The organism is Paenibacillus pinisoli (assembly GCF_003605435.1).
In the GTDB taxonomy this organism is placed as follows: Bacteria; Bacillota; Bacilli; order Paenibacillales; family Paenibacillaceae; genus Pristimantibacillus; species Pristimantibacillus pinisoli.
In genome coordinates, this window is sequence record NZ_QXQB01000001.1 from 629,322 (window position 1) to 655,081 (window position 25,760).

Annotated in this window: 29 protein-coding genes; 4 read left to right on the forward strand and 25 right to left on the reverse strand. The window is 48.9% G+C overall.

Annotated features, from left to right (window positions below; all coding sequences use genetic code 11):
* Nucleotides 1–25: 25 nt before the first annotated feature.
* The 8 genes from D3P09_RS03110 to D3P09_RS03145 all read right to left on the reverse strand — a co-directional run bounded on the left by D3P09_RS03110 (nt 26) and on the right by D3P09_RS03145 (nt 7,645).
* Complete coding sequence (locus D3P09_RS03110; protein WP_120107107.1) at nt 26–349, reverse strand: DeoR family transcriptional regulator; 324 nt, start codon at nt 347–349, stop codon at nt 26–28.
* Between the two features lie 172 nt (nt 350–521).
* A complete protein-coding gene (locus D3P09_RS03115) occupies nt 522–1,373 on the reverse strand; it encodes a PHP domain-containing protein (protein ID WP_120107109.1) in 852 nt (283 codons plus the stop codon).
* The gene (locus tag D3P09_RS03120; RefSeq protein WP_120107111.1) at nt 1,364–2,275 is read right to left on the reverse strand and encodes a selenium metabolism-associated LysR family transcriptional regulator; all 912 of its coding nucleotides are present in this window, start codon (nt 2,273–2,275) and stop codon (nt 1,364–1,366) included. The genes D3P09_RS03115 and D3P09_RS03120 overlap by 10 nt, the downstream gene beginning before the upstream one ends.
* Before the next feature lie 149 nt (nt 2,276–2,424).
* Nucleotides 2,425–2,862, reverse strand: coding sequence for a hypothetical protein (locus D3P09_RS03125; RefSeq protein WP_120107113.1), 438 nt, complete (start codon nt 2,860–2,862; stop codon nt 2,425–2,427).
* A 196-nt stretch (nt 2,863–3,058) separates the two neighbouring features.
* On the reverse strand, nt 3,059–3,322 hold the full coding sequence (locus D3P09_RS03130; protein ID WP_120107115.1) for a YlbG family protein: 264 nt from the start codon (nt 3,320–3,322) through the stop codon (nt 3,059–3,061).
* Between the two features lie 45 nt (nt 3,323–3,367).
* Nucleotides 3,368–3,856, reverse strand: a complete 489-nt coding sequence (locus D3P09_RS03135) for a YlbF/YmcA family competence regulator (RefSeq protein WP_120107117.1) — start codon at nt 3,854–3,856, stop codon at nt 3,368–3,370.
* Nucleotides 3,857–3,929: 73 nt separating this feature from the next.
* Nucleotides 3,930–5,945: a helicase-associated domain-containing protein gene (locus D3P09_RS03140; RefSeq protein ID WP_120107119.1), complete on the reverse strand. Its 2,016-nt coding sequence runs from the start codon at nt 5,943–5,945 to the stop codon at nt 3,930–3,932.
* Nucleotides 5,942–7,645 carry a DNA repair helicase XPB gene (locus D3P09_RS03145; protein ID WP_243643880.1) on the reverse strand — a complete coding sequence of 568 codons (1,704 nt, stop codon included), beginning with the start codon at nt 7,643–7,645 and terminating at the stop codon, nt 5,942–5,944. The genes D3P09_RS03140 and D3P09_RS03145 overlap by 4 nt, the downstream gene beginning before the upstream one ends.
* Nucleotides 7,646–7,817: 172 nt before the next feature.
* Here D3P09_RS03145 and D3P09_RS03150 point away from each other — a divergent pair, with 172 nt between their 5' ends.
* Nucleotides 7,818–8,669 carry a thermonuclease family protein gene (locus D3P09_RS03150; RefSeq protein ID WP_120107123.1) on the forward strand — a complete coding sequence of 284 codons (852 nt, stop codon included), beginning with the start codon at nt 7,818–7,820 and terminating at the stop codon, nt 8,667–8,669.
* A 28-nt stretch (nt 8,670–8,697) separates the two neighbouring features.
* On the opposite strand, the gene D3P09_RS03155 is transcribed toward D3P09_RS03150, so the two are convergent.
* Nucleotides 8,698–9,894 (reverse strand): M20 metallopeptidase family protein, encoded by a 1,197-nt coding sequence (locus tag D3P09_RS03155; RefSeq protein ID WP_120107125.1) that lies wholly within the window; start codon nt 9,892–9,894, stop codon nt 8,698–8,700.
* A 309-nt stretch (nt 9,895–10,203) separates the two neighbouring features.
* Here D3P09_RS03155 and D3P09_RS03160 point away from each other — a divergent pair, with 309 nt between their 5' ends.
* On the forward strand, nt 10,204–10,548 hold the full coding sequence (locus tag D3P09_RS03160) for a YugN family protein (protein WP_120107127.1): 345 nt from the start codon (nt 10,204–10,206) through the stop codon (nt 10,546–10,548).
* Between the two features lie 10 nt (nt 10,549–10,558).
* Nucleotides 10,559–11,719 (forward strand): FtsW/RodA/SpoVE family cell cycle protein, encoded by a 1,161-nt coding sequence (locus D3P09_RS03165; RefSeq protein WP_120107129.1) that lies wholly within the window; start codon nt 10,559–10,561, stop codon nt 11,717–11,719.
* Nucleotides 11,720–11,777: 58 nt separating this feature from the next.
* Here the strand turns inward: D3P09_RS03165 and D3P09_RS03170 are convergent, their stop codons facing one another.
* From D3P09_RS03170 to D3P09_RS03195, 6 genes are all read right to left on the reverse strand, one after another.
* Nucleotides 11,778–12,158, reverse strand: a complete 381-nt coding sequence (locus D3P09_RS03170; RefSeq protein WP_120107131.1) for an Asp23/Gls24 family envelope stress response protein — start codon at nt 12,156–12,158, stop codon at nt 11,778–11,780.
* A 132-nt stretch (nt 12,159–12,290) separates the two neighbouring features.
* Nucleotides 12,291–12,584, reverse strand: a complete 294-nt coding sequence (locus tag D3P09_RS03175; protein ID WP_120107133.1) for an Fpa/YlaN family protein — start codon at nt 12,582–12,584, stop codon at nt 12,291–12,293.
* Nucleotides 12,585–12,723: 139 nt separating this feature from the next.
* Nucleotides 12,724–12,966, reverse strand: a complete 243-nt coding sequence (locus tag D3P09_RS03180; RefSeq protein WP_120107135.1) for an HPr family phosphocarrier protein — start codon at nt 12,964–12,966, stop codon at nt 12,724–12,726.
* Between the two features lie 102 nt (nt 12,967–13,068).
* Nucleotides 13,069–14,184 carry an aminopeptidase gene (locus D3P09_RS03185; protein WP_120107137.1) on the reverse strand — a complete coding sequence of 372 codons (1,116 nt, stop codon included), beginning with the start codon at nt 14,182–14,184 and terminating at the stop codon, nt 13,069–13,071.
* A 95-nt stretch (nt 14,185–14,279) separates the two neighbouring features.
* On the reverse strand, nt 14,280–14,999 hold the full coding sequence (locus tag D3P09_RS03190) for a hypothetical protein (RefSeq protein WP_120107139.1): 720 nt from the start codon (nt 14,997–14,999) through the stop codon (nt 14,280–14,282).
* A 214-nt stretch (nt 15,000–15,213) separates the two neighbouring features.
* Complete coding sequence (locus tag D3P09_RS03195) at nt 15,214–17,109, reverse strand: sensor domain-containing diguanylate cyclase (protein WP_120107141.1); 1,896 nt, start codon at nt 17,107–17,109, stop codon at nt 15,214–15,216.
* Nucleotides 17,110–17,469: 360 nt separating this feature from the next.
* Between D3P09_RS03195 and rpsD the strand changes: the two genes are divergently transcribed.
* Nucleotides 17,470–18,069 (forward strand): 30S ribosomal protein S4, encoded by a 600-nt coding sequence (gene rpsD / locus D3P09_RS03200; protein WP_120107143.1) that lies wholly within the window; start codon nt 17,470–17,472, stop codon nt 18,067–18,069.
* A gap of 223 nt (nt 18,070–18,292) precedes the next feature.
* On the opposite strand, the gene D3P09_RS03205 is transcribed toward rpsD, so the two are convergent.
* The 10 genes from D3P09_RS03205 to D3P09_RS03245 all read right to left on the reverse strand — a co-directional run bounded on the left by D3P09_RS03205 (nt 18,293) and on the right by D3P09_RS03245 (nt 25,683).
* Complete coding sequence (locus tag D3P09_RS03205) at nt 18,293–18,640, reverse strand: helix-turn-helix domain-containing protein (protein WP_243643881.1); 348 nt, start codon at nt 18,638–18,640, stop codon at nt 18,293–18,295.
* A gap of 2 nt (nt 18,641–18,642) precedes the next feature.
* On the reverse strand, nt 18,643–18,870 hold the full coding sequence (locus D3P09_RS28445) for a YolD-like family protein (protein ID WP_120107145.1): 228 nt from the start codon (nt 18,868–18,870) through the stop codon (nt 18,643–18,645).
* A 16-nt stretch (nt 18,871–18,886) separates the two neighbouring features.
* A complete protein-coding gene (locus D3P09_RS03215) occupies nt 18,887–19,234 on the reverse strand; it encodes a hypothetical protein (RefSeq protein WP_243643882.1) in 348 nt (115 codons plus the stop codon).
* A 374-nt stretch (nt 19,235–19,608) separates the two neighbouring features.
* Nucleotides 19,609–19,872, reverse strand: coding sequence for a hypothetical protein (locus D3P09_RS27980; RefSeq protein WP_243643883.1), 264 nt, complete (start codon nt 19,870–19,872; stop codon nt 19,609–19,611).
* A gap of 26 nt (nt 19,873–19,898) precedes the next feature.
* The gene (locus tag D3P09_RS27985; RefSeq protein WP_243643884.1) at nt 19,899–20,402 is read right to left on the reverse strand and encodes a hypothetical protein; all 504 of its coding nucleotides are present in this window, start codon (nt 20,400–20,402) and stop codon (nt 19,899–19,901) included.
* A gap of 179 nt (nt 20,403–20,581) precedes the next feature.
* Entirely contained in the window at nt 20,582–20,923 is a 342-nt protein-coding gene (locus D3P09_RS27990) for a hypothetical protein (RefSeq protein WP_243643885.1), read from the reverse strand.
* Between the two features lie 152 nt (nt 20,924–21,075).
* Nucleotides 21,076–21,525 carry a hypothetical protein gene (locus D3P09_RS27995; protein ID WP_243643886.1) on the reverse strand — a complete coding sequence of 150 codons (450 nt, stop codon included), beginning with the start codon at nt 21,523–21,525 and terminating at the stop codon, nt 21,076–21,078.
* A 35-nt stretch (nt 21,526–21,560) separates the two neighbouring features.
* Nucleotides 21,561–22,565: a hypothetical protein gene (locus D3P09_RS28000; RefSeq protein ID WP_243643887.1), complete on the reverse strand. Its 1,005-nt coding sequence runs from the start codon at nt 22,563–22,565 to the stop codon at nt 21,561–21,563.
* Between the two features lie 198 nt (nt 22,566–22,763).
* Nucleotides 22,764–23,756, reverse strand: coding sequence for a DUF4917 family protein (locus D3P09_RS03235; RefSeq protein ID WP_120107147.1), 993 nt, complete (start codon nt 23,754–23,756; stop codon nt 22,764–22,766).
* A gap of 1,147 nt (nt 23,757–24,903) precedes the next feature.
* Nucleotides 24,904–25,683 carry a hypothetical protein gene (locus tag D3P09_RS03245; protein WP_120107151.1) on the reverse strand — a complete coding sequence of 260 codons (780 nt, stop codon included), beginning with the start codon at nt 25,681–25,683 and terminating at the stop codon, nt 24,904–24,906.
* Nucleotides 25,684–25,760 lie beyond the last annotated feature (77 nt).

Consider the following 25,760-nt stretch of genomic DNA (forward strand, 5'->3'; position numbering starts at 1 on the left):
TAAGTATTCAGATATTCCGGCGGTATTAATAGATAGCGTACACTTTCACCAAGAAGGAAGCCTGTGCACCGCTTGGATTGGCGATATACAGCGATCTTGCAGATATAACCTTCGATGTATTCCCGCTGATGACATCATCCAGTTCAGTAGGGTCTGTGCCTGCTGACACATCCCTCTTCACATCAAATGTAATGTCATACTGGTCTACTCCCCCGCCTTCAACTTCCCATCTCAAACGTTTGGTTCCCGGCGGAAGCACTTCCGTACTGAAGTTCCCGCTCGAACGATGCTTTTGACCGCTTAACGGCGCTTTTTCCGATCGAATACTCGTTATCAACTCTTGCGGCATGAATTCCCCTCCAATATATATAATAATTTGTTACATTAACATCCATATTCATATATGGAATCATGTAGAACAATTACTATAAATTGGAAACGTATTCATGGTCTTAAGTTGAAGTGATCCATGGAGCCGATGCTAAAAACCAATACGCCGCTTCAATAGACATTCATCAAACTCATGGACGCATGCTTGCCGCCATACGCCGAAGCTGGTCAGCAACGGCAAGCTCTACTCCGCTGCTGCCTAACACTCCATGAAAGCTGACGCCGCCCCGTTCACCGTGGAAATCGGATCCTCCTGTAATGAGAAGCCCATGCTTCTCGCCGAACGCGCAATACCGCTCCGCTTCCTCAGCCGTATGGTCGGAGTGGTACGCTTCAATTCCTTGCACACCTTCACGGACCCATTGCTCCAGGAGCTCGTCCCGTCCGTAAAGGCCGGGATGGGCGATGACGCTTACGCCGCCCGCTTCACGAATCCATCGCAGCGCTTCAGTCGTGGCGACGCTCTGCACCTGCACATAAGCCTTTGTTCCAGCGCCCAGATATTGCGCAAACGCTTCATTCATATCAGAGACGATTCCTTTGCGGATTAACGCTCCCGCGATATGCGGGCGGCCGATGCTTCCTTCTTTGCCTGAAGCTGCCTCTAGAACATCAGCCATCGCAATATCGATTCCAAGCTCCTGCAGTTTACTGACAATTGCTTCATTGCGCCGTTCCCGGGCGCTCCCGATCCATGCCAGCCGCTCCAGCCATATAGGATCAGAGTTATCGGTGCAATATGCCAGCACATGAATGTCCGATCTTCCCGTAACTGTGCTTATCTCGGCTCCCGGCACAACCGCAATGCCCGCTTGTTCACCCGCCGCAACCGCTGCTTCCACACCGGCGATTGTATCATGATCCGTAATCGCGACAGCGGACAAGCCCGCAAGCTTCGCTCTTCTTACGACTTCCTCAGGAGCATACATGCCATCCGACGCCGTCGTATGGGTATGAAGATCAGCCCTGCCTGTTAGAGCCATTGCTGCAGATCCCTCTCTCTCAAAAAAGTCAGAAACGTTACAGCAGAGATCGGAAGCAAAGCCGACTTCAGGTAGATGGAATAAAAATGACGCTGGAACTTGGTATCCGATACCTTGACGACCTTAATCAGCCCCAGGGCGACCTCATGCTTCACCGATGAGGCCGACAGGAAGGAGATGCCAAGCCCCGCTTCGACCGCGGACTTCACTGCGCCTGTGCTGCCGAGCTCCATCACGATTTTCATGGATGCCGGGTCGATTTTTTTCTTTTTCAATTGCTCCTCCATGACGAGGCGCGTGCCGGAGCCCTGCTCGCGAAGCACGATAGGATATTCCAGCGCCTCATCCAGCTTGACCGATTTTTTCTCCGCCAAAGGATGTCCGCTTGGGACCACAAGCATCAGCTCATCGCTCATAACCGCTTCCATATGCATATCGGGATGATTGACGGGAGCTTCAATCAGGCCGAAGTTCAATTGATGATTCAATATGTCTTCCATAATCTGTGCCGTATTCATGACCTTCATGCTTATCGCGATATGCGGGTACTCCTGGCCGAAAGGTCCCAGCAGCCTTGGCAGCACATATTCGCCGATCGTCAGGCTGGAACCCAGCTGAAGCCTTCCCTTCAGCTGCTTCGTGAAGGTGGACATCGCTTGGTCGGTATCGCGGATCAGATCAATGCTGTTCTTGGCATAGGGCAGAAGCGCTCTGCCCGCCTCCGTCAGCTCGATCTTCTTCGTTGAGCGAAGCAGAAGCTTCGTGCCGAAGTAGTCCTCAAGCGACTGAACCTGCATCGTGACTGCCGGCTGTGTCATATGGAGGGCTTGCGCAGCGGCGGAGAAGCTTCCGCGTTCTGCAACGGTATAAAAAATATGCAGTTGATGAAAATTAAGCGCCATCTATAATCCGTCCTTTCTTTGGCTTTATTATACTACAGTACGTGCCCGAAGCGACATGCATACGGCAAAATGAAGAAACGCGACCCCATGGATCGCGCTCTTATACCAATATTTGTATTATGTACCGATTATTTTTCGAAAGTAAGTCGTCACTTGCGTTTCCGGCTGTTCTTGACGAGTGTCATTCTTCTGGAATGCCTCAGCCAGGAATAATAGGATTTTAGGTCTCGAAGCTCAATCGTCTCCGACATTCTGCCCAGGAAGGTTACAATAATCATCTTGTGCAGCGGATTGCCCAGCAGATCAAGCTCAGTCAGCGAGTCCGCAAATTCCGCTACAAATACAAGATCCTCATCAATTAAATAAACGTCCTGCTCATTGCGATAGTAAGGTTCGATCCGGCCTTTCTTCAAGCATTCCCACAAATACTCGGCAATATCTTCGTATCCGGTCTTCTCGCTCTCGATTCGATCTAACCAGCGACTTTTGGCATGGTTGGTAATAATGACATCAACCACCTTTTTGTCGCCAAGTTCGACATAAAACGACTCATAGGTACTCCATCTTCTCGTCATTTTATCCTTCATCTCGCAACCTACTCCTTCCAAGGAACCAGGGCTTTTATCCTATTTATTTATTTCCATTCTACCATGATTGTCCGATTTTTCAACAATAAAATAAACTCAGGCCATATATGGTTTAATATGTAAATTTACAACTAAAAAAACCGCTTCTCAGCGCTAATAATGCGCCAAGAAGCGGTTACTTCATTCGTATTCCAAATTAAAGGCTATAAAATCTTGTTTTATCTTCCTGTTCCTTGCTGTACTCAGTCGGAATCTCCGAACGATAGGACCGCTCAACTTTCCTTACAAAGGACAAGCGGCTCATCTGCCTCAAGGATTCCTCTGTCTTGTCGGTATTCATATACAGCACGACATAATGAAGCTTGCGCGACATAAAGTGGATAGACCCGAATCTCTCCAAAGCCCTTGCCGCCTTCAAATCGCTTACCCATACGATAAACCCCGTTCGATCCGGTAACATCAGCTTGCTCCCCTCTATAACCTCCCGAAGGCTTCAGGCGCGGACTTAGCCGCACCCGCCGCTTCCGCAGCCGCATGATCCGCCGCCGCCGCATCCGCCTCCCAGGTTCCTCTCGTTGCCCGGCACCTTGATCGTGTCGGATACCGACTCTGCAATCATGCGTGATACCTCATACAGCATATCGTCCACTGCTTGCTCGGAGGCTTTGAATTTGCTTACGCATTCCAACTCCATCAGCCGCTTCTCGACATCCTTTACTTTGTCTTTCGCTTCGTGGTAGTTCGGATGGAAACGTCCGAAGCGCTGGCATTCCTCGAATAGCTCCTTCGCCTTGGAGAACTCGATCTGCAAGCTCTTCACTTCTTCGTTCTCATTCACTACCGACTTCCAATATAAATAATCGGACACTTCCGCCGATTGATTAATCCAGTCCCCCAGCTCGTAAGCGGACAAAAGCAGCGACGCCATATCGAGCGAAGATCTGACGCCATCATCTTGCACCGACGGAGCTGTCCATGATTCGGCAACAGGCATTGATCCACCTCTTTTCAATTCGCTTGCTATTAATTTATCATATCATAACCTCCAAGCCAATAGATAGAGGAGCTTAGAGGGTAAGTCCGCTTGGCAGAACCAGCTTCATCTCCTCCCACATATCGGGAGTCAGGCGGCTTCGTTCCGGCTGCTTGTCGTCAACCAGCTTGCCCGTTACCGCCCACTGCGCGCCGCGAAGCTCAATCCGCTCCGGCACGAATTGCCGCAGCTCGCCCGCAAGCTTAAGCTGTACAGCGGTTTCCATGGCAACCGCTTGCTGAATGAGCTCCTTGCGCGTCGAAGCGTGATAGCTGCGCAGCTGCCGCCACCACGCCGCCGGAACTTGATCCATGCAGGGCAGCAGCGTCACTGAATAAGCCGGCAGCGCCAGGTCCAGCGCAAAATGCTGCAGCGGCTGCGGCTCATATAGCCACTCTCCCGCTTCAGATTGCCGCGTTCTCCCTTCCTTCCAACAGGAGACTGCTCCCATGCCAGGCTCAGGCACATGGGGGTATGCCGCAGCTGCCCCTTCAAGCGCTTGAAGGATTCCTTTGCGCGGGGGATATCCCGCCTTGTTCAGCAGCCCTCTAATCTCGCTCACTGCAGCGGGATTCACCATAAAATGCTTCTCGCCAATCCGTTCGATCAAATGCGGAGAAATCCCGGTCAGCCTCATCGCTTCCTCCGCCAATTCGGCTGTATCGCATCGCAATAGCGTTGCTTGCTCGAAGGAATATCGGCAAGCGCGGCCCGACCATTGCTCCAGCATGGATAGAAGCTGTACCGGCAGCCCAGCTTCGCCGCTTGCCTTCCGCAGAAAGCTCGCGATCCCGTCCTTGCTGCGCCCTTGCTCCAGAGCCGCCGCTACTGACGAGGCCGTCAACCGATATAACACAGGCTCCTCGCTCCCGGCCCGTTCGGCAATCAGCTCCAGCTCCCAGCGCATGGCGAAGGAGCTTCCCGGCACGGCAAGCAGTTCGCCGGTCGGCTGTACAATGAGCTGGCTGTCTATTCCGTCCTGGAATTCGCGTTTGCGGAATACAAGCTCCATTCCATTGTCAGGGCCATAACGTTCGGCAAGCTCGATCCAGCCCAGCTCATGCCACAGATACAGCCACCGCTCCACCGTACTTCGAATATTGCGGCCGCCATCCTGCGCCGTGCCGCTTCGCTCAGCCAGAAGAGCTCCCCAATCGGCAAGCTCGTTTGCAGAGAGCCACAATTCCGACGATGCTGAGGTCAGCGCGGCGCCGATCAGGGCATTCTCCTTGGACGCTCTGACCATATACCCGCAAGCCCACAGCAGCAGTGCTCGTTCCCTCTGGTTGTCACTAATGCCGAACCAGCTTTGGAGGCCTTCCGGATCTGCGCTTGCCCCCTGCTCGTCACGATTCAGCAATCCCGCTGCTGCGGCTGCAGCCAGTCCAAAGCCAACAGGCAGAGGATAATTTTCGCTGCGCGGGACGCTCCAAGGAAAAGCCTTGAGCAGCTCCTCTTCCAATCCCAGCGCATTCTGCAGGCGCTGGATTGTCTTTTTGGGCAAAACGCCCTTCGATGTGAAGTCCGTCTCTGACTTCATTAGCGCTGCAAGCATATACAAAAGCCTGCGTCCGAAGGGTTCCTTCACGCCAACAAACTGACCGGACGCATCCATAAGCGGCTGGACAGGGGCATTCGAGTCGCTCCATGCGCACGGGAATAAAGCCTGCTGCCAGACTGGAAAGCTGTCCGCCGGGATAAAGCAGCTGCGGTCTCCCCATAGCTTGGCCGCAACAAGCACGATCCCCGCCTCCTGCAGCTGGCCTAAGCCTATACGCGCCTCCGCTCCCGAGAGAGCCGTATGCTCCTTCAGCTCTGTCAGCAGCCTCTCTTCCTCGACGGGCGCAGCGCCAAAGCGCAGAATCATCGCCGCCAGCGCCTCATTAGCTGATGAGGACAGCCGGCCATATGCTTCCTGCACCGCATCGCGATCCTGCATGGCTGCGCGCCATGATAATCCGCGGACCAGAATTCCCTCCCACGCCGGAGCGCTTTCGAATTGCTTGATGCGCTCTTCAGACAGCTTCGCGCTTGCTTGTGACAGGTTCATCCGTTCGCCGCCTCCGATTGCACCCGGCTAGCGCGGGCATCCGCCGCCGATAGCTGCATATATTCATAACCTTGCTCCAGCATGAACAGCTGCCGCTTAAGGGCAAACTCCGTCTCTTTCGTTCCATCCGTTACCAGCGTATAGAACCATGCCCGATTCTCTCCCTGCTTCGGGCGCAGCAGGCGTCCCACCCGCTGGGCTTCCTCCTGCCTGGAGCCGAAGCTCCCCGAAAGCTGAATCGCTACCGACGCATCCGGCAAATCAATCGCAAGATTGGCTACCTTGGATACGACTAATACAGGAATGCTGCCGCTGCGGAATTGGTCATACAGCTGCAGCCGCTCCTCATGCGGCGTCTCGCCCGTCAACAAGGGGGCTCCAAGCTCGCCGGCCACTTCGCGCAGCTGGCCCAAATATTGGCCGATAACGAGCGTCTGCTTGTCCCTGTACTGCTCCAGAAGCTCTCTTACAACAGGCAGCTTGCCCGGATTCTCGGCCGCGATGCGCAGCCTGCTGCGCGGTGCCGCTGCAGCATATCTGGGATGCTGCGAAGCGTCCAGAGGCACCCGGATCTCGGCGCAGCTGACTGCTGCAATATACTCACCCTTCTCCGCTTCCTTCCATTGCATATCGTATTGCTTGGGACCGATCAAGGAATAGACATCCTCCGCGCAGCCGTCCTCGCGCACAAGCGTGGCCGTCAGGCCTAGCCGCCGCGTCGCCTGTATGGATGCAGTCATGCGGAAGACCGGGGCCGGAAGCAAATGCACCTCGTCATAGATAATGAGCCCCCAATCCCTTTCATTGAACAGCCCTATATGAAGAAACTCGCCTTCCTTGGACTTCCGGCGTGTTAATAGCTGATACGTCGCAATAGTCACAGGTTTAACTTCCTTCGTCTGGCCGTTGTATAATCCTACGCTGTCCGCCGCCAGGGTCGTCTTGTCCAGCAGCTCATCCTTCCATTGCTCCGCCGATGTCCGGCTGGAAGTCAGAATGAGCGTCGCAGCACCAAGCCGAGCGAGCGCCGCAATGCCGACAACGGTCTTCCCTGTCCCGCAGGGCAGCACCACTACGCCGCTGCCCCCTCTTGCGGCGCCGTCTTGGATAAAGGAGCCCACTGCCCCCTCCTGGTAGTCGCGCAAGGCGAATGAGACCCCCTTCAACGTCTGCTCCCTCAGCCGTACAGGCAATGACTCGCCTGTGTGGTAACCGGCATAATCCATTACCGGATAGCCCTGCCTGGCCAGCTCCTGCTTGAGCAGCCCCCGGCTATCCGGAGCGAGCTGCCACAGCTCCGGGCTTCGGACCGCTTCGACCCAAGCCATAATGCGCGGAAGATGCTTAAGCGCCTCTAGTGCAGCTGCATCTCCATTCAGCAGAAGCGCTCCATCCTCGGCATACAGCCTCAGCTTCCCATATCTCCTTCCCCATAGCCGGATCATCCCTTCCGCCTGAAGGGGCACGCCGAACTTCGAATTGGCTTTTAGCGTCTCAATAGCCAGCTCGACTGTCCATCCCTCATCCAGGGCATGCCATAGGGTCATTGGCGTAATGCGGTATGTATGTATGGAGCCTGCGCGCTTGCGTGCTTCCGCGAAGCGATGAAGCTGCTCGCGGACGGCATGAGCGGACGGGCATCTTTCATCCAGCAGCACAGTCAAGTCGGACTGTACAATGATTGCTCCTTCGGTATTCAACGGACATAAGCCTCCCATTCTGCGCATTCTCTCTCCACAGTATGAAAGTTTTGTATACATTTTATCCATGGAAGCTTCTTTTCCTTCATCGATTATTGAACCCGATCTGTGGTATAGTAGAAAAGGATTTATTTGAACCAACCTTTTAATCGGAGCTGGAGGCTATACTTCTATGAGACGTTCATTGCAATTGCTACTTCTGATGCTCTCCATCATGCTGGCAGGCTGTTCTGCCCTTTCCATATCTGCGGACCAAAATGTGAAATCGGATACATGGTATCCGGTATCCGGTTACGTAGACGGCGATACGTTCAAGATCAAAGTCGGGGATACGAACAACACGATTCGTATGCTCTATATCGATACGCCCGAGACCAAGAAGGCGAATACTCCTGTGCAGGCCTACGGTCCTGAGGCATCGGCCTTCACCGAGCAGTTGCTGAGGGAGTCAGGCGAGGTCAAACTAAGCTTCGATAAAGAACTAAAAGACCGATACGACCGCACGCTCGCCATTGTGGAGCTGAAGGACGGGCGTATTCTGAATGAGCTCCTCTTGCAAGAGGGACTCGCGAAAGTGCTGATTGTCGAGCCTAATGTGAAGATGGAGAACGCATACAAGCAGCTGGAGCAGACTGCGAAGCAGAACAAAGTGGGGCTCTGGAGCTCAGGCAAGGAAACCAGCCAAGCAGAAATTTCGGTGCAGAAGTCGTATCATATGGGACTTGTCATTGATGTGGATAAGCGGGGAGAGCTGGTGACCATCACGAATACAACGAGGAAGCCCATCGACATGGAAGGCTGGAAGCTCGTCAGCGTACGGGGCAACCAAACCTATACGTTCCCGGAGATTGAATTGCCGGCGCAGAGCAAGTTGCTGGTCTCGTCCGGAGAGGATCATGTCAAGGACGATAACTCGATTGTGCTCATATGGGAAGTCGATAATGTATGGAACAATACGGAGCCCGATCCAGCGGAGCTCTATAATGAAAACAATGAGCTTGTCGCCTTGTGGGAGGACGAATAATCGTCCTCCTTTTCACTTGGCGGCAAGCTCATTGTCTGCCTATAGAGTCGCTGGCGTATCCCTCGGCCATGCCGACCAGCAGCCGCGCCGAATGCAGCATCGCTCTCTCGTCGATATCGAATTTGGGATGATGATGCGAATAGATGGCGCCCGCTTCCGGATTGCCTGCTCCTACGAACATAAAAACACCCGGTTTTTGATTCAAATAATAGGAGAAATCCTCGGCTACCGTAATGGCTTCCGCCTCTACTGCTTGCTCCGCTCCGAAGATCGGCCCCGCAACGTTGAAGAAACGTCTTGCTTCCGTCTCATCGTTCACGACAGGCGGATATCCTATGCGCATATGATATTCGTACTTCGCCCCGTACATCTCGCAGGTATGCGTCACGAACGCCTCCAGCCGGTCATGAATCATGAAGCGGGTCCCCTCGTCGAAGGCGCGGACCGTGCCCTTCAGCTGGCAGCGCTCCGCAATAACATTGTTAGTCGTTCCAGCCTGGAAGGAACCGATGGTGACGACCGCCGGATGCAGCGGATTTACATTGCGGCTGACGATCGACTGCACGCCTTGCACAAGCGCCGAACCGGCTACGATTGCATCAATCGTGCCATGCGGCAAGCCGCCATGACCGCCTTTGCCTTCAATCTCAATGACAAACTCGTCTGCCGAGCTCATAAACGGTCCGGGGCGGGTTGCCGCCTTGCCATAAGGCAGCGGTGTCCACAGATGAACACCATAAATAACATCAACGCCGTCAAGCGCTCCGTCTTTGATCATCTCGATAGCTCCGCCTGGCGTCACTTCCTCAGCCGGCTGGAACAACAGACGACGCTCTCCCGCCAATAACTCGCGATTGTGATGGTAGAAGCCCGCTACCGCAAGCATTGCCGCCGTATGCCCGTCATGTCCGCAAGCGTGCATGACGCCAGGCACCTTGGAGGCGTATTCGCACTCCTTCTCATCCTGGATCGGCAGAGCGTCAATATCCGCCCTCAGCGCGACGACGGGGCCCGGCAGCGCCCCTTTGATCGTCGCGATCAAGCCATGTCCGCCTACATTCCTTCGTACCTCGCAGCCCATCTCTTCCAGACGGCTGGCAATCCAGTGCGAGGTGTCCTTCTCCCTGAAAGATAATTCAGGATGCTGATGGAGATGCCTGCGCCAGCGGACCATGTCCGGATAACGTTCGCTCAGCCATTTCTCCGCAATCGATTCGAGCCGCATATCGCAAACCTCCTATCTATTTGCAAGATCGTCATTCCCTATTTGATATAGTGTAGCAGATGCCCGTTGCTTTGTGGAGCCTAGCCCGCATAATGGCGCATGTCCCGCTCTCCATTCTCGAAAACGTCACGAAACTTTGCCTTGACGTTAAGGAGTAAGGCTTGCGCTGACTGGGGAAACATACTATCATGAGAAAAGAATGTACAAGAGCTTGTCCAAATAGTCCACATTTGATCACGAAGCAAGCTGGTCAGGAGACTTTTTGAACACGAACTACAACTATGTCTTGTGAATTTGGGAGGAACTGAAATGATTATTGAAAACTCCGGATTGAATGGCGTACAGAGCGAACTCGGCCATCTGGACGAAGCGGCTGAGAAAGTCGGCTTTGTGCGTTGGCAATGGGAATATTATCGCGCTACATACGATTTGAAACTGACAGACCGCACTAGCGGCAGCGACTACTTCCTTCGCGTGAACACCCGCGCGGTAGAAGGCAAGCTTGAGAACCCGCATGCTGTGCTTAATATTGAAGCCGTATACATCGGCCGCTCTACGTTCCCGCACGGCATGGAATATGAATCGCCGATTCCGAAGCATATCTTGGAGACGGCTACGCAACGACTCGGGCAGTTAAAGCAACAGCTCGTATAACGGGGCTCCTATGAAGAAGGCCTCACAGAACGTCAGTCGTGGAAGGCCGGACTTCCTGCTTCTCATCATGACGCTGCTGATGGTTGGCTTCGGGCTCGTCATGGTGTTTAGCGCCAGTTCCGGCGTCGCTGTCGTATCGCCCAGGTACGGCAACGACGCCTTTTATTTCACCAAGCTGCAGCTGGTTTGGGGCGTATTCGGAATATTCGTCATGTTCTTCATGATGAATCTGCGCTACCAAGTATACAAGAAAGCCTATATGCTTCTCTTTCTGCCCGTGCTGATTATGCTTCTCCTCGTTCCTTTCATCGGCGTGGAGATTAACGGCGCGAAGAGCTGGTTCGGCGTCGGGTCGCGGGGCATTCAGCCGACCGAGCCTGCGAAGCTGGCCATTATCTTGTACCTGGGCGCGCTCATTACGAAGAAAGGCGAGAAGTTCCGCGACTTCAAGACAGGCCTCCTGCCTGTTATGGTTGTCGTATGTGTCGTATGCGGACTCATTATGCTTCAGCCCGATCTGGGCTCATGCATGATCCTGGCCGCTTGCGCTTCGATTATGATTCTCGCCGGCGGCTCCAATCTGAAGCATGTCTTCACTGCAGCGGCGATTGCCGGCCTCACCGTTACGGTTATGGTCAGCATATCGATGGCGGTTAATCCCAAAGCCTGGCATTACCGGGTAGCGCGTTTCACTTCTTTCATGGACCCGATCTCCAATTCTCAGGATGGCGCGTTCCAGCTCATCTCCTCCTTGCAGGCCATGAGCCATGGCGGGCTGACCGGAGCAGGATTCGGGGAAAGCGTACAGAAGCTGCATTATTTGACTTATCCTTATAACGACTTTATCTTTGCGGTCATCGCAGAGGAGCTTGGATTTATCGGCAGCGCCCTCTTCCTTCTCTTCTATCTGCTGTTCCTGTGGCGGGGATTGATCGTCGCGCTCAGATGTCCGGATCTGTACGGTACGGTAGTTGGCGTCGGCATTGTCAGCTTGTTCGCGATACAAGCCTTCATCAATATCGGCGGCGTCACCGCTACGATACCGCTGACTGGGGTTACCTTGCCATTCATCAGTTATGGCGGCTCTTCGCTGCTTGTCTGTCTTATGTGCATGGGCGTCCTGCTCAGCATCTCCAGAGAGTACAACCGGCCGGAGAAGGTAAAAGAATAGTCCAACGCAAAATACGGCACATTCCGATATCGGAATGTGCCGTATGTCGTATGATCGGTTATTTCAAGCGTTGTTGCTGTTCTTCCGGCTCTTCTTCCTTGAACGCAACGCCTTCTACCTTCACATTCACTTCCACAACTTGCAGGCCAGTCATATTCTCCACCGACTCGCGCACGTTCAGCTGCAGCTGACGGCATACCTCTTGAATCGGAATGCCATAATGAACGATGATGCGCAGATCAATGGCTGCTTCCAATTGACCTACCTCGACCGATACGCCCTTTTGCACGTTCTTGCCGCTCAGTCGCTTGGCAAGCCCTTCAGATATACCGCCAGACATCGCCGCAATGCCTGGCGTCTCGAGTGCTGCAAGTCCCGCTATCGTAGCTACTACATCGTCAGAAATACGGATTAATCCAGTTTGAAGGTTCTCGGTCATGTCATCCACTCCTCAATTTGCCATATATGTTCATTGTAATAGAACAGACGACATGAAGCAAGGATTGCTCCCATAATCTGCGTTAGGACTAACGGCATAGGCGGACATAAAAAAGGCAGCCCTTGTATGAGGCTACCCCTTCGCTTTGCGGTCCAAAGCTTCATATAATACAGCCAAATTGCGTTCCAGCCGGCTGACAATATCCTTGCCTGCCGGTTCAGTGATCAAGCCCGCCCGAATGGCGAAATCAACCTCTTTGGAAAAACCGTATATTTGTGTATCCAAGACCTCTTCATACAACGGACATTGACGAGTAGTCAGGTTCTCCATCTGTACTTCGATCAGCTTCTCTATCTTACTCGCGTCCTCCTGAAGAAGACGAAGCGCTCGTTCATGCATGAGATCCGTAACTTCCGGTGCAGACATTCTTCTCCCCTCCTGTGCGCGCAGCCTGTCAAACTCTATACCCTTTATATTAGACGAAAAGCAGGGAATACACAAGGACAAAACAGAAAAGCGCCTCTTCCAAATGAAAGAGACGCCGTTCATATCCATACCTTGACAATTATTCGCTGATTACCGTTACGTTCAGGTTATGCTTGGCGAACACTTCCGCCATTGCCTTCTTCGCTTCTTCAGCGTCAGGACCGTGTACATGCAATTCGTAGGAGTGGCCTCCCACCAATGTCGTGAACAGCCCAAGGATGCTCTTTACATCGATATATTTGCTGTCGGCTTGCAGTACGATGGAAGAAGTGAATTGGCTAGCCGCCTGAGAAATTTCTACAATTGCTGCGTTATTGGACATGGGGAATCCCTCCATATGATTAGTAAAGCTTTCCTGTCACCATGATACCCCGAAACCTTACATCCTTCAAGAGGTTTGGCGAAAAAAACGCAGTCTATTCCATTATTTCAAGCCTTCTGGATTCAAACCCTCAAGCTCAGGGAGCACAAAGATGCCGTCTTTGCGGATCAGCACGTCGTCAAAATAAATTTCGCCGCCGCCGTATTCCGGACGCTGGATGAGCACCAAATCCCAATGGACCGAGGAACGGTTGCCGTTGTCGGTATCCTCATAAGCCTGGCCAGGCGTAAAGTGGAGGCTTCCTGCAATCTTCTCATCGAACAGAATGTCGTTCATCGGATGCAGAATGTAAGGATTGAAGCCGATGGCGAACTCGCCGATATAACGCGCGCCTTCGTCCATATCCAGAATCTCGTTCAGACGCGCGTTGTCGTTGCTCTCCGCTTTAACGATCTTGCCGTTCTCGAATGTGAAAGAAACGTTCTGGAACGTTGTGCCGGAATATACGCTAGGCGCATTGTACGTAATCGTGCCGTTCACGGAATCGCGCACAGGCGCGGAGAACACTTCGCCGTCCGGAATGTTGCGGTGGCCGCAGCACTTCTTCGAGCCGATGCCTTTGATCGAGAAGGCAATATCTGTTCCCGGCGATACGATGCGTACTTTGTCTGTGCGATCCATAAGCGCCTTTAGCGGATCCATGGCCTTCTCCATTTTGCTGTAATCCAAGTTGCATACGTCGAAGTAAAAATCCTCGAACGCTTCCGTGCTCATGTTGGCGAGCTGAGCCATCGATGGAGTCGGATAGCGCAGAATAACCCATCTTGTTTTTTTCACGCGTTGTTCCATATGTACAGGGTTGCGGTACACCTTCTCGTACAGGCGCATCTTCTCATCCGGCACATCCGCCAGATCGTTCACGTTGTCGCCGGAGCGCACCGCGATGTAGGCCTGCATATTCTTCATCCGTTCCAGATCCAGCTTCGCCCACAGCTCAATCTGCTCCTGCGTCGCATGCATCAGCATCGTGCGGAGCACAGAGCGGTTGCTCATCTCCAGGAACGGTCTGCCGCCGCGGGCAGCAACTTCTTCAATCAAGCATTTGGCAAGCTCGCTCTCCGATCCGATCATATCAATCAGCACGTTCTCTCCTGGCTGAACGTCTACCGAATATTGCACCAAATTTTGAGCCAGCTTTTTTAATCTTGGGTCGCGCATAAGGTTCGATCTACTCCTTTTTGTCATGATGCTTTGTCTAGAAAAATAAACCTTTGACTCCCATTATCGTACCATGATTGACCCTTTCGCGCACTTTAGTCCGTTCTCGCGGCAGTGCCGTCAAATGCCTGAAAACGGACGGAGGTATGCCGGTTTTCCTTCATCCCGCGTCCGTTCCGTTCATAGTCAAAAGTTGTATTCTCCTCCATCTTGAGCGGAAGCATTCTTTGCTTGTCGACCGTAATCTCATATTCCGTATGCACCTGCAGCGTTCGAAGCATGGCATCCAGTTCTTGCTTCGCTTTCTCAGCGGCTTCCTTGCGCTTTAATCCGGCGCCGCTGCTCTCGATGATCACCTCGCCCGTCACCTTCTCCAGCTCTTGCTTAAGCATGCCTGTCCAGCGGTCTTTGGCCGCAGCCCGCTTCTCCACGGCACGCAGCACCAGCGTGTCCGTTCCGTTCTCGTCCCGTACGCCGTTTTCAACAATCTCTACCGACTCATGGGACCGGTTGAGCGCATCCAGCACTTCGACCGGATTCCAGTACAGCGGGTCTTGTTTATCTGATTGAATGGTCAATTGATGATGGTTAACCACCTTGCCTTCAAACGTCTGCGGCTTGAACATGACGCCTTCCGCCATTCCCATGCTCGTCGATCCGCTGAATGCATATTGATCCATGGCAGCCAGACCGGCATAGGACAAGCTAAGCCACTCTTCCGGTGTCCGGTTCGACTGCGCGCCGGAGCATCCGGCAAGACCTGCCGCGAGCAGCAGCGCAGCGAATAGGGACATTATAATGCGACGCCAGTACATTTCATCTCCTCCTGTCTCATTTAGGCCTTATCGCCCTCAAGCGATACCTGCCTCTCTCTGCCACTAGCGTCTCTTATTCCCGCTTGGATTATTCCAAAAAACCGGCACTGCCTTACAAAGAGTTCCTGGTATATAACGCAAAAAGCCATAAGGAAAACCGGGGCGGGCATAAGAAAAAGCGCCCTCCGCAGAAGGCGCTTTCGAGAATAACCTGCTATTCGCCGACGATAATACAGTTCCGGCCTTTGTTCTTGGCTTCGTACAGCGCCATGTCCGCCCGGTAAAACAACGATTCTACGCTGATTTTCTCATTGTCGAACGTCCACTCCGATACGCCGCATGAGACGGTTACGGTAGGGTCGGTCTCTTCCGCTACCTGTTTGCGGATCCGCTCGGCAATGCGAAGCGCCTGCTCTGTCCGAATGCCTGGCAGATAGACGGCCAGCTCCTCTCCGCCCCATCTCGCGGCAATATCGCCTTGTCTGATCGCTGAGGAGATGATGCTGCTCACTTGCACCAGAATGCGGTCGCCTACCTGATGTCCGTACGTATCGTTGATCCGCTTGAAGTAATCGATATCAACCAGAATAAGCGACCCGAAAGGGTCCTTCCGCTGCCGGCTCTGGATTTGCTCGTTCAAGTAGTGGCGGGCATGCAGTCCGGTCAGGGTGTCGGTAATGACCATTCGGCGCACTTCCGCGTGCAAGGAAGCGTTCGCAACTGCAAGCCCGATATGCGTACTCATGACTTGCAGAAGCTTGTAATTGTCGTACGAAAAGAAATTGGCAATCTTATGAGTTACCAGTATTACGCCAACCACTTCGCCATCGACAAAGATCGGCGCGGCGATCAGGGAGCGCGAGCCCGTATTGTCCATCAGCTTGGACGTTACAACGCGCGTATTCCAATAGTCCGATATAATAAGCGGTTCCTTCGTCCGATAGATCATCCCGCAAAATCCGTATTCCGGTGAAAAATGCTCGCTCGCCATCGCCGGGATGTTGCTGGACTTGACCACAAACTCGTTGCTGATCTTATCGAGCTGAAGCACGCAGCAATAATCCGCATCGAAGATCGTCAGAAGCTCGCTTGTCGCGAATTGAAAAATTTCCTTCAATCGCAGCGATTGATTCAGCCTCTTCGTCATCTCATTGATCAGCCGCAATTCATTAATAAGAAGGTTAGACTGCTCGTACAGCTTCGCATTCTCGAAAGCGGAGCCCGCCGTATCCGCCAGCAGCAGGAATGCCGGCATATCCGATTCATCCCACTTGCCCCGGGAAAGCGTCATGCACAACACGCCGTAAGCCGCCTGCTTCCCTGTCATCGGAACCGCAAGCCGCATCGTGCCGTCGCGTTCATGCTCCATAGCCGGCTTGCTCTCCAGAAACGCCTGGGCGACGATGTCATGAGCCGTATTCTTGAATGCCAATGGTTTTATTCGGGGGTCTCCGTCGACATAATCCTGGGAGAGATAGAGATGGATCTCAGAGTTCGGGTACAGCGATTCCAGGCTTGCCAGCATCTCCGCCAGGACGGAGGAGACGTCAATCTGATCGTACAGCCGCTTGGCAGCTAAGAACAGCGCATCGCGATGGTTCGCTTCGCGGTCCTTCCGGCGCTGCTGCTCAATCAGATCCTTTACGTACAGCTGCTCGAATACATGGTAGAAACAGCTTCTTAGATGAAGCGCGGCGGATTGCAGCTCTGCCGTATAGGAAGCGTCCGGAGCGCCTGTATGCGTATAGAGCATGACCGCAAATACAGCTTGGTCCGAACGCCGATGCAGCGGTATGGCGATCGAATGGCTGCCGTCAGCGCTGGCCTTGCTGGTCGCGCCTTCCCGGAACGCCTCCGGCACTGCTATACTGGCCAGCAAATCTCGCTCCGGCGCAACCGGTTGATCGGTAGGGTCAGTGAAGCCGTGGCACAGGACATCTCTTGAATAAATCCCGAATTGCCCCATACGCAAAGAAACCAGCCCCAAAGCCTCCTGTTTCCATCGAAAAAAACACTCTTCGAACAGAGACGGGAGATAAGGCTCGTCCGCATCATGGATATCTTCATTGGCAAACCAAATGGGAAGTTCCGCCTTTCTTTCATTAACCATGCAGCACCTAACCCTTTCCCGTGTATGCAAGGGACAGCTCTCTCATTTTATATTATCATACTTCACTTTTAAGAATTTTGCACTAGCGTTCCCAAAATTTATAGGACTTTAGACGCTTTTATCTAATTTCGCGGCTGAATGGCGGCAGCAGGATCAATCTTGACTTTTCGCTCCAAATTCATATAATATTAATTGTTGATAACATGGGCGTACGGTTTTGTGTCACCCTCAGGACATTCGTTCACTGACAAGCCAGCGGCTGAAGTGCTTGACAGGGATGGCTACCATCCATAGAACGTTTATCCGCGCAACACAACCCCATTCTCAAAATTACATTTGATGAAGGAGTTAACACGACACATGGCACGTTATACAGGACCTAAATTTAAACTAAGCCGCCGCCTGGGCATCTCCCTTAGCGGAACTGGCAAAGACTTGAAACGCCCTTTCCCTCCGGGACAGCACGGCCCTAACCAACGCAGAAAGATGAGCGGCTACGGCGTTCAATTGCAAGAAAAACAAAAGCTTCGCCACATGTACGGTTTGAACGAGAAGCAATTCCGCAACCTGTACGACAAAGCGGCTAAGCAAAAAGGTAAAGCAGGCGAAAACTTCATGGCTTTGCTTGAAAGCCGCCTGGACAACCTGGTTTACCGTCTGGCATTCGCGAACTCCCGCGCTGGCGCTCGTCAGCTGGTAGCTCACGGCCACGTGACTGTAAACGGCAAGAAAGTCGACATCGCTTCCTACACGGTTGCTGTTGGCGACGTAATCGGCCTGCGCGAGCGCAGCCGCGGCCAGAAATCCATCAAGGAAGCTCTGGAAGGCCGTCATCACCTTCCGAACTACCTGGAGTTCAACGAGCAAGCAATGGAAGGCAAGTACATCCGCCTGCCAGAGCGCGCTGAGCTGAGCCAGGAGATCGACGAGAAACAAATCGTCGAGTTCTACAGCCGTTAATAGCTGTTAATCGCAAACTGACTTTTAAAAACCCCGAAACCCCTTATAACATAAGGGATTCCGGGGTTTTTGCATATAACGATAAATTACAGGATAATGCAATAAAATGCACCGAATTGGGGCTACGCGGGGCTAATCATTATGTGGGTAGACGCTAACGGTGTATGCACATTTAAAGTCACAGGGATACTTTCCCTTGTGGCTTTTTAACGTGCCTAAAGCTTCAATCGACATAATTCAGAGACCTTTGTTTTGATCTCCACTTTTCAAGATCGGAAAGTCTGAACTTGATTGTAGGACGTTTTGAACCTGAAACTCCATATCGTTCATGCGGAATTGATTTAGCCTGGCAAAGTCTATATAACAATTTTTCTGAAACTCCAAGATGTTCAGTGGTTTCTCTAATATCCATCGTCTTATCTGGCTGTAATCGAATTTGCTCTAAAATTCTTCGTTCTGCTTCCGCCACTACCTCATCAACGATTGATCTTATTGCCTTTTCGACAGAACTCATCTCTAGCCCCACCTCTGTTATTCCAACTATGCATCCTTCAAGAAATCTTCTAATCATGACTAACCCGCATTACTTACCTTCATAATGTCCATAAACGGCACTCTTTCCGTCTCGCCATTTCTTTGTTCAACGTGAATCATTTTTGTCCTTGAGTCCAGCTTTACAAGTCTGCCCTCCACGGTTCTCTGATACCACACTTCCAACTGAACCATCGCCTTTTCATTATATGCCTCTACAAGTCGCTCCCTGCCAGCGCATCCATTCGAATCGCGTTTCAAGTCGAGCATTCAACCCAACCATGCGCTAGATCATAAATTCTTCAGCCCATAGCTGATTAAGTTTGTTTCCCAGCTTACGCAGCACAGCCATCTTTTCCCTATCAATGACGACCTTCTCTCTCCACTCCTGATTCGTAAAGCTCATATGCTTTACAACAGGTGGAGTATCGATAGGAGAAGGATCGTTCAAACCTGTTGGCAATGTCATTCCTGTATCGTCATACGTAATATCGTACTCAATGGTTAAACCACGCTCAGTTTTTAAATCAACGCCGCCAGTCAATAATTGAGCGCCACGGAATGAATTAATATCAGTGCGGATGTTTTGAACAACTTCGGTTAGAAATAGTGGATCAAGTACATTAATCGCCATTAGTAATATCCCCCTTATACAAAGTAACAAAGACGAAGCTCTGTCTTAGCCGCTGCATCAACGCCTGTCAGTTTTGATTCAGTAAAAATACCAGCAATCCATGCAGAAGCGCCGATATCCGAGTCAGTTGTGTCATGTGAATTATCGAGAATGCATACAGCCTTTTCCGATCCGTCAGTTGCATTCGATTTGTAGGGAACGAATTTGTTACACGGCCCAACACCGTTCCCTTTGTGATTACCCCGTTTCCTTTGTCAAGAGAACGCCACCAGGAAGCCGCGCTTGAAAATCAGTTGAAGCAAGCACCTCGATAAACTCCTGCGTATGAATCGCCTCTGGTCCAGGAGCGCCATTATATTGAGCTTAATGCATAGTTACTTGTCCTCCTTCATTAGACTTCCGTGTCCAGTGTTTTTAAGAGCTGCTCTCGCTTCTTCTCTCGCTGTAGCACGTAATTGTTCCGGCGTTGGATTGTCACCATTTGACTGCGGATTAGCTGGGGCCATTCCACTTAAAGCTCCTTCGGGATGGTCTACACGAGCATCTTGAGTATGTGAACCGCCACTACCAAGAATCACTTTGGCTTGTGCATTGTAAATGTCCCGAATTTTTTTCAACTTCAGTTGCGGATAGAGCATTGAATGAAAGTTTCATGACATCTACGTTAAAAACTTTCGCCTAACGCACGTACACCAGCACCGCAAGTCTCTTCCACGAGTTTGAGCTTGTATGACTTACCATCTTCAGCATCGGCGTTAAGAGCAGCAAGTTTGCCAATAATTTCAGAGTCGCCTTGAACGTTAAGTACGGTTCGAATCTGATTAATCAAACCCGTTGCAGTTGTGAGCGCTAATTTCATTTGTTGAAGCGTCAATTCCATTTCTTTTTGAGTGTCACCCATTGTCCCATCTCCTCCGAACAACGTAATTGCCTTTTCATTGTTTTCATCGCTTGTATCTGATTGACTTAGTACAAAAGCGGAAAGACCGCCCTTATTGCTAAAAAAATAAAAGACGCGTTCATCGCCGTTAAGCGATTTCGCATCTAAAGACAATGGTTCATAATTAACTGGGGCTTCATTTTGATTATCCCGACTTTGGAAAGCCAAAGAACTCCTCTTAAATCCAGCACCTTCATAACCTCCATCAAATACAATGGAGTTTTCCATGATATAACCATCGTCAGCCAGTACAAGGCATTCTTTACCGTCATAGGTTTGACCACGTAAATGAGAACACTCCGATCCCCTAAAGTAGTTTCCACCATATACTGCAAGTGTGCTTAGCCGTTATAAACCCCGCAGATGTATCGAAGATCGTACCTGCATCAATACCCGATGCAAGTTGATCAGTCGAAATTCCGTTTGCTTCTTGCCCCCTTGATCATGTAATGATCTCCGTAAAGTTCCAACTCACCGTTCTCTTCAACGATTCGACTGTCAAACGTTCGGCCATACAGAAAGGATAACGACCCCCACTTCATCCACGGATGATCAACCAGAAGAGCTACTCCCTCTTTGACTTGATCAGCCATCTTTCTTAGGAAATTAGGTGTTATTTTCATCCTGTACTTTTCAATTCGCTTTGTACCGATAATTTTTGCTTGAAACACATGAGCCTGATCATCGGTTATTGGAACAAGTGCGAGTCGGTTTATTTTGCTCAATTGCTCTGTAGTTGGTGCTGCCAATGGACACTCACCTCCTCAATTCTTCATTTCGATAGATTACATGTGCGACGGCCAGTTCCACTGTCCGGCTATTCACCGTTTGGCGTTCCGTAGCTCCGATAAAGAACGATTCTTCCTACTGTTGGTTCTCATTAGCACTACTCACCTCCTTCCTATGGAATAGATTCATTCGTCTTACCTTTGCGCTCCAACATTTCAATTAGCTCTAACGAGATATTCGGATTCAGCCCCAATGTCCAACGAATTTCTTCAGCAGCTTCTTTTGGTGTAATGTAGCTTTCTCTTTCCGCTGTAATGTAATTGTTGATTTTAGAGTTCCTGTCTCGCTCGACTTCATTTTCGGATCGCAAATCGATAGGCAAATAATCCACTTCAACGTAAGTTTGTACCCCTTTAATTCTGGAGGATAACGAAAAAGCCCGCTGCCAGAATCGTTTGGTAACGCTCCGCGCGGACTCTACATTCTTAATATATATTTGGGTATCAATGGAGCTGTATGTTTCCGTTGACCTTTGATGACGCGAAAGAATAGTTAGAAGCGTCTTAAGGGAAGTTGCCATTTGTGTGTCGATGATATCAGTGAGCTTCTTAATATCGATCATAGGTCCCGCGTTTCCGCCTTTAAGATACTCCACCTTCACACTATCCCAATGGAATAATCATCTGGATTTAGTGATTCGAAGTGCGATTGTATTTCTTCCAATCGGTTTTTTAAGTATGCAGATTGCTTCGCAGGATCGTTCGCAATGTTCTTAGGCATATACTTTATCATGATCTCTTCCATGACTGAGATATCCATTCTCGGATAACCTTGATTATGAACAACCGCCTTTAAATCCTGAAGAACTTGAAGATGGAAGAAGACTATTTGAAGAACTGGAAGCATCGGCGTTCGACCGTATGGGTCATCAACCATTGGATCAAATTCTTCATAGATGAATGTAGGAGTGTCAATTTTCTTGTATTGGCCGAACCATTCTTCTCCCGATCTTCGCTTTGGATGCTTAACATATTGCCGAGGCGTTAGTCTATCCGTGTTCTGCTCTCGTCTGAACCAGATCAAAGAAGGATCGACTGAAACGATATCAATAACATCATTACAATTTTCATTCAAAACAACTTCACCCGCGCAAGCTCCTCTTACCATGATCATCATACGTTGTATCGTATCGAGTTTATCCAGTGATCGACCATGTTGGTAGCCTGGAGAAGGAAGAGGTGAATTCAGTATTCGTTTCAATTCATCCAGCATTCGCTGCCCGTTCTTATCATCCTTGCCGTTAACTTTCTTTGCAGTAAACGTCAACGGTGTATCTCCCATCCTCAAGTATGTGTACAGAGCATAGGAAACGTCCGGGTGAACTGATATTAATAGCTCAAGTAACTCTTCAGCGGTATAACTCTGAAGGTTCGTAAGATCGATGTTATGAGCTTGCTGATGTTTCTTAGGTAGCCAGTTAAATATTCCCCAAGGATTTGAACTCTTGGGGGAAGTAGCCCTGCCTATTCCCATCATTTGACGTTTTACCGCTGTAGGTATTACATTCATTGCAAATAAATAGATGGCTTTATGATACCATTTCAATCTTTCACCGCCTTCCACTTGAATATAAAAAAGCGCCAACAATTTGTTAGCGCTCATTCTTATCCATCTATAGAATAACATCGCGTCTATACGAATTTACTACGGATATTGATACTTAAAAGATTGGTAGATAGTATTCATAGGGGAAATGATTTATCTAATTCAAGAAGTTTTTTCTGTAGGTTGGAATCCATACTTTCGATTGATCAATATTTGATATTGCGCCGACTCCCCCTGTGTTGAGTTGCTTAGTTTCTATACGTAGAATTCAATAACTCTCATATTATTTCTTATACTTTCCGAGTCATAGAATACGACTTCTTTTCCACTAAACAAATATGTAATCCTCGACATCTCCAACTGAATAACCGGTTCAGATTTACCTTCGGTGTAAATGCAATAATTTACTCGACTCAATTTCTTCGCATTATTTAGAGCATGTATAATGTGACTATCAACTTCATTGTCCAAGCTATGTCCAAAAACAGTAATACTTCCTTCTAAATCTTCAAGACTCTTATAACAAAAATTAAGATATTCGTTGTTTAAGATTGATTTTTTCTTCTCCTCACCATTTCCTTCAGAAATGAATAACGGCATTCTCCCTAATTCGATCATTTCTTTGATTAGTTCAACAATACTGGAGTGATTCGCAAGATGGTCACTCGTATTTAATTTTTCAATATACCCATCATTCAAATATAAATGTAACGCACCATGTAAATGAAATACTTGTTTTTCGGATTCTCTATTAGGTGTAAATCTTAATGTTCCATCTTTATTATGACTACGTCCAAAAAAATCAACATGTTTTTTATCTTCGAGTATCATCCAATAAAGTAACATGTCATAATTTGTAGAAAATATTCTTTTTGAGTGTCTAACCATTGTTTTATTTAGGACATAGTTGTCTGATAAATCTATTTCGTATTTTTCAGGATGTATTTTACCAATCGCTTCAATCAAAGATCGTTTTATACGTCCATATGCATGAAGAAAGGTTGAATCTGTTCTGTTGTAGATTTTATCAAGTTTGTCCGCGTTGACCAGTGTCTTCATCACAAATTCGAAGTTGCTAGTTTCCAATTCTTCAAACAATTTCTTATCTATGATATTTAAATCACATAATTCAACTAACGATGAGTAATTAAATTGTGAACTGATGCCAATTGAAAATCCATTGCCAATTAACACATTTGTAAGTAATTCCAATGTTTCATGTCCTACTTGGGGTTGTAAAATTGTCATTGATGTTCCTCCTTAAAGAACAATTTCCAATCGTTCGGAGTTACAAAGAAGAGTGACGCGGTCAATCTCATTTAGTACGCACAAATCTATAACAAAGGAAATTAGTCACCTTCAGATAAAAAGACGAATTTAGTTTGATCATAAGACTGACCATTAACAATTGCAATTTTTCTCTCCATATCCCAATCAGTAATCAATCCAACAACTACGGGGTCACCATTAATATCATCAAGAGAGTATACATAACTTTAGTATCTAAGGCATGGGAGCGTTCAAAGTCTTCATAACTTATTAATTGATATGGTGTCTGCATAGTCATTCACTCTCTCTTTCAGTGAGTTTAGCCTTAAAATACATAATTAATTTCTTCTTATTGTAACACTCCCGATAGTTAGGATCATTATTTAACTTGTACTAGGTGGTCGGCATAATCTCATTTAGTGGGCAATCCCGTATACTCAGTCATCTTTGCATTTTTCGCGGCGAGTTAGCCCAAATCGGTCTAGTCAAGCACTTGTTATCGATTGCCTGGAATCTTATTTGAAAAACATAAACCAAAACCATAATACAAAAATTAATAATACACCACCAACGGCAATTGGTCGTAGTAGCAACTTCGGAATAACCTTTGAGGCGAAAAAAAATATTATTGCATACACGAAAACTGCTATTAGCAATATCGCGAAAGGTTTTGCTGATATAAAGTTCTCTATCCTATCAAACTCAATGGCACCTGCAAACTGATTCATCCTGCACCCACTTTTATGTTAATTTGGTAACTCAATCACCGATCAATTAAATTTTCAATTCTCTGTTTTTTAAAATTGATCATTTCATAAAATAAACTTGAAAATATTAGAGTTCTTCGTAATTAACCTCAACCGAATCAGATATTTTCATCTGTCCCCTCACTTTTATACACATTACCTCCCAGTATCGGACAATATTTGACAATGGTCAAGGAAGAAATTGCAGAAGGGGCATACGCCGTCGGAATTGAGACCTTCTAGTTGAACAGACTGAAACACTCTAGCAATATTACTTGATTCTGTTGAGAGAATCGATGTGTATGTTCTCTTGTTTCCCTCCAATAAAAAATGCACCCCTTGCCAATGGGATGCCATAATAGCCAAATATCACATTATAATTAGATCAGTTTTATTGCTGAAATAATTGTCATTAGTTTGTATATCTCTATCTTACTCCAACTAGTTGGATCATCTCTCCCGTGTAGAACCCAGTTTCTGTTTATAATAGTTGGTCGTTCGCTTTCAAATGGAATAGTTTTAAATAAGCTATTTTCTAAAACAGAAAACACTGGGGCGTTCAATGCATAAGTAAGTGTACTGTCAGAATTGCCTTCTTCAAAATCTGATTTTACTTTACGAATGAGTCTCATACCATACATATCGCTGTTCGAAATAACAAATAATTCATGTTCGATTCCCATTATCAATGAAGGAATTGCTAATCGGTGCAGTTCATTTTCAAATGCATTAAAACAATCTTCATATAGAATTTTCCATTCTTCGGAACTTTTTGAGATGATAAACTCCTTTTCAGCTTTATACAGAGCAAATTCTTCTTCTTCAAACATAGATACAAACTTCTCATCTTTTACTTCTTGACTGTCCTTAGAGCGAGCGATTTCCCTATACTCCGCAACTCCCATTTCCGACGAAAGACACCAACCATACTTTGCATTATTCCGGCACTCTTCAGCAAACTCTTCACTAAAGCCTTCCCAATTTAAAGAAAATTCAACCTTTGGAATTACTATTTTTGGTAATGAAACTTGAAATGATTCCGTTATTGCCTGAAATGCACTCTTCACGGATTCCATTTGCAACTTATTAGCATCTTGAAATTGTTGGAACCTCGCAAACTGACTTCTTACTTTGTCAGAACTTAATTTTTCCCGAACCAAAGTAATCACTCCTAGCAGTAGCATTTAATCCCAAGTACCATTCAATATATTACGAGGGTCAGAAAATAAGGACAAAA

What these genes read in the sequence shown, in the direction of transcription:
- D3P09_RS03155 (WP_120107125.1), bottom strand. Translation starts at nt 9,894, where the DNA reads ATGCGGCTCGAATCGATTGCGGAGAAATGGCTGAGCGAACGTTATCCG.
- D3P09_RS03180 (WP_120107135.1), bottom strand. Translation starts at nt 12,966, where the DNA reads ATGTCCAATAACGCAGCAATTGTAGAAATTTCTCAGGCGGCTAGCCAA.
- D3P09_RS03175 (WP_120107133.1), bottom strand. Translation starts at nt 12,584, where the DNA reads ATGTCTGCACCGGAAGTTACGGATCTCATGCATGAACGAGCGCTTCGT.
- D3P09_RS03140 (WP_120107119.1), bottom strand. Translation starts at nt 5,945, where the DNA reads ATGAACCTGTCACAAGCAAGCGCGAAGCTGTCTGAAGAGCGCATCAAG.
- D3P09_RS28000 (WP_243643887.1), bottom strand. Translation starts at nt 22,565, where the DNA reads ATGAGCGCTAACAAATTGTTGGCGCTTTTTTATATTCAAGTGGAAGGC.
- D3P09_RS28445 (WP_120107145.1), bottom strand. Translation starts at nt 18,870, where the DNA reads ATGCTCGACTTGAAACGCGATTCGAATGGATGCGCTGGCAGGGAGCGA.
- D3P09_RS03125 (WP_120107113.1), bottom strand. Translation starts at nt 2,862, where the DNA reads ATGAAGGATAAAATGACGAGAAGATGGAGTACCTATGAGTCGTTTTAT.
- D3P09_RS27980 (WP_243643883.1), bottom strand. Translation starts at nt 19,872, where the DNA reads ATGCTCTATCCGCAACTGAAGTTGAAAAAAATTCGGGACATTTACAAT.
- D3P09_RS03170 (WP_120107131.1), bottom strand. Translation starts at nt 12,158, where the DNA reads ATGACCGAGAACCTTCAAACTGGATTAATCCGTATTTCTGACGATGTA.
- D3P09_RS03235 (WP_120107147.1), bottom strand. Translation starts at nt 23,756, where the DNA reads ATGACAATTTTACAACCCCAAGTAGGACATGAAACATTGGAATTACTT.
- D3P09_RS03205 (WP_243643881.1), bottom strand. Translation starts at nt 18,640, where the DNA reads ATGATTAGAAGATTTCTTGAAGGATGCATAGTTGGAATAACAGAGGTG.
- D3P09_RS03165 (WP_120107129.1), top strand. Translation starts at nt 10,559, where the DNA reads ATGAAGAAGGCCTCACAGAACGTCAGTCGTGGAAGGCCGGACTTCCTG.
- D3P09_RS03215 (WP_243643882.1), bottom strand. Translation starts at nt 19,234, where the DNA reads ATGGCGATTAATGTACTTGATCCACTATTTCTAACCGAAGTTGTTCAA.
- D3P09_RS03150 (WP_120107123.1), top strand. Translation starts at nt 7,818, where the DNA reads ATGAGACGTTCATTGCAATTGCTACTTCTGATGCTCTCCATCATGCTG.
- D3P09_RS03195 (WP_120107141.1), bottom strand. Translation starts at nt 17,109, where the DNA reads ATGGTTAATGAAAGAAAGGCGGAACTTCCCATTTGGTTTGCCAATGAA.
- D3P09_RS27995 (WP_243643886.1), bottom strand. Translation starts at nt 21,525, where the DNA reads ATGATCGATATTAAGAAGCTCACTGATATCATCGACACACAAATGGCA.
- D3P09_RS03135 (WP_120107117.1), bottom strand. Translation starts at nt 3,856, where the DNA reads ATGCCTGTTGCCGAATCATGGACAGCTCCGTCGGTGCAAGATGATGGC.
- D3P09_RS03190 (WP_120107139.1), bottom strand. Translation starts at nt 14,999, where the DNA reads ATGTACTGGCGTCGCATTATAATGTCCCTATTCGCTGCGCTGCTGCTC.
- rpsD (WP_120107143.1), top strand. Translation starts at nt 17,470, where the DNA reads ATGGCACGTTATACAGGACCTAAATTTAAACTAAGCCGCCGCCTGGGC.
- D3P09_RS03120 (WP_120107111.1), bottom strand. Translation starts at nt 2,275, where the DNA reads ATGGCGCTTAATTTTCATCAACTGCATATTTTTTATACCGTTGCAGAA.
- D3P09_RS03115 (WP_120107109.1), bottom strand. Translation starts at nt 1,373, where the DNA reads ATGGCTCTAACAGGCAGGGCTGATCTTCATACCCATACGACGGCGTCG.
- D3P09_RS03160 (WP_120107127.1), top strand. Translation starts at nt 10,204, where the DNA reads ATGATTATTGAAAACTCCGGATTGAATGGCGTACAGAGCGAACTCGGC.
- D3P09_RS03130 (WP_120107115.1), bottom strand. Translation starts at nt 3,322, where the DNA reads ATGTTACCGGATCGAACGGGGTTTATCGTATGGGTAAGCGATTTGAAG.
- D3P09_RS03185 (WP_120107137.1), bottom strand. Translation starts at nt 14,184, where the DNA reads ATGCGCGACCCAAGATTAAAAAAGCTGGCTCAAAATTTGGTGCAATAT.
- D3P09_RS27985 (WP_243643884.1), bottom strand. Translation starts at nt 20,402, where the DNA reads ATGGAAAACTCCATTGTATTTGATGGAGGTTATGAAGGTGCTGGATTT.
- D3P09_RS03110 (WP_120107107.1), bottom strand. Translation starts at nt 349, where the DNA reads ATGCCGCAAGAGTTGATAACGAGTATTCGATCGGAAAAAGCGCCGTTA.